We start from the raw sequence: 1,485 nt of genomic DNA, 5'->3' as shown, positions 1-1,485 counted from the left end.
GCCCCCGTCACCGCGCCGCCGCCCCCGCAGCAGCCGCCGCCCGCGCCGCCCGCGAGGCCGCCGTTCGGGGCCACGCCCGACTCCGGGCCCGTGCGGCTGGCCGGGGCCAAGGTGCCGATCGGGCCGGGGCCCCGCCTTGCCGACTCCCGCGCCTCCGCCGTGCCCGTCGCCCCCGGGCTCGCCGCGTCCTGGTCGCGCTCCTCGTCCCCCCAGGCCAACGGCGTCGCCCCGGCCGCGCCCGCCGTGCCGCCGCCCGCGGTGGCGCCCGACGCGGGCGCCAAGACCTGGCGGCCGTGGCGGTTCCGGATGTCCAACGACGTCTGGGGCACGCCCGCCGTGGCCGGGAACCTCGTCTACGTCACCTCCTTCGAGGTCCACGCCCTGGACGTCGGCACGGGCCGCCGCAGCTTCAAGACGCGGGACGTCGCCTGGTCCATGGCGGTGGCCGACGGGCGCGTCCACGCCTCCGACGGCCCCACGCTCTACGCCCTCGACGGCGCCGACGGCTCCGACCTGTGGCGGCTGCCGACCGACGCCTGGGTCTACTCCCTCCAGGCCGCCCGTGGCACGGTCGTCACCGGCACGCGCGGCGGCGGCGTCCAGGCCTGGGAGGCCGCCAACGGCGAGAAGCTCTGGGAGATCACCGGCGCGCAGACCGACTTCGAGACCCCGGAGGCCGGCCCGGTCGTCTTCGACGGCACGGTGTACGTCTGGAAGGACGCGAGACTGCGGGCCCTCGAGGCCCGCACGGGCGAGGAGCGCTGGTCCTACCCGGTGGGCGACGCGGCCTCCTGCGGGGGCGTGCCGGTCCGGCTCACCCAGGCGCAGGACGGCTATGTGTACGTCTCGGCCGGCAGCCGCGTCCTCGCCATCGACGTCGCCGCCGGGCACGTCCGCTGGCACTTCGAGGCGCCCGCCGCCTTCCTCTGCCCGCCCGCGTTCGCGCCGGGGCCCGCGGTGACGGGCGGCGGTGTGTACCTGGCCGACTACCTCGGCACGGTGTACGCGCTCGACGCCACGGACGGCCGCGACCGCTGGCGCATCGCCACGGAGTCCCGCTCCTCCATCGAGCCGGTCCTCGTCGCCGACGGCCACGTCCACGTGGGCAGCGGCAAGGGCCTCTACACCCTCGACGCCGTGACCGGCACCCCCAAGTGGCGCTTCCAGGCGGGCGGCGAGGTCGTGGGCGCGCCCGTCGTCGCCGACCGCCGCATCCACTTCGGCTCCACCGACCACCTGCTGTACACGCTGAAGGCGGACGACGGCAGGCTCCGCTGGAAGCTGGCCACCGGCGGCGAGATCACCGGGGCTCCCGTGGTGCGGGATGGCGTGGTGTACGCGTGCAGCAAGGACCGGTGTGTGTACGCGCTGGACGCGGAGCGGGGGACGGGGACGTCGCCCCGGCCGTAGGGCCGGACAGGCCGTAGCGCCGGACAGGCTTACAGGCCCTGGTTCCCGGGGCCCCGGCCCCAGTGGGGCGGGGGC

At 77.0% G+C, this 1,485-nt stretch carries 1 protein-coding gene; it reads left to right on the top strand.

Annotated features, from left to right (window positions below; genetic code table 11):
* Positions 1–1,410: outer membrane protein assembly factor BamB family protein (locus GKQ77_RS32675; RefSeq protein ID WP_219692773.1), on the top strand; the 1,410-nt coding region annotated here is incomplete at its 5' end.
* Between the last annotated feature and the right edge of the window lie 75 nt (positions 1,411–1,485).

This window comes from Streptomyces anatolicus (assembly GCF_019400875.1).
Taxonomy (GTDB): domain Bacteria; phylum Actinomycetota; class Actinomycetes; order Streptomycetales; family Streptomycetaceae; genus Streptomyces; species Streptomyces anatolicus.
Note: the sequence above shows the minus strand (reverse complement) of the source record. Positions and strands in the feature narration are given on the sequence as shown.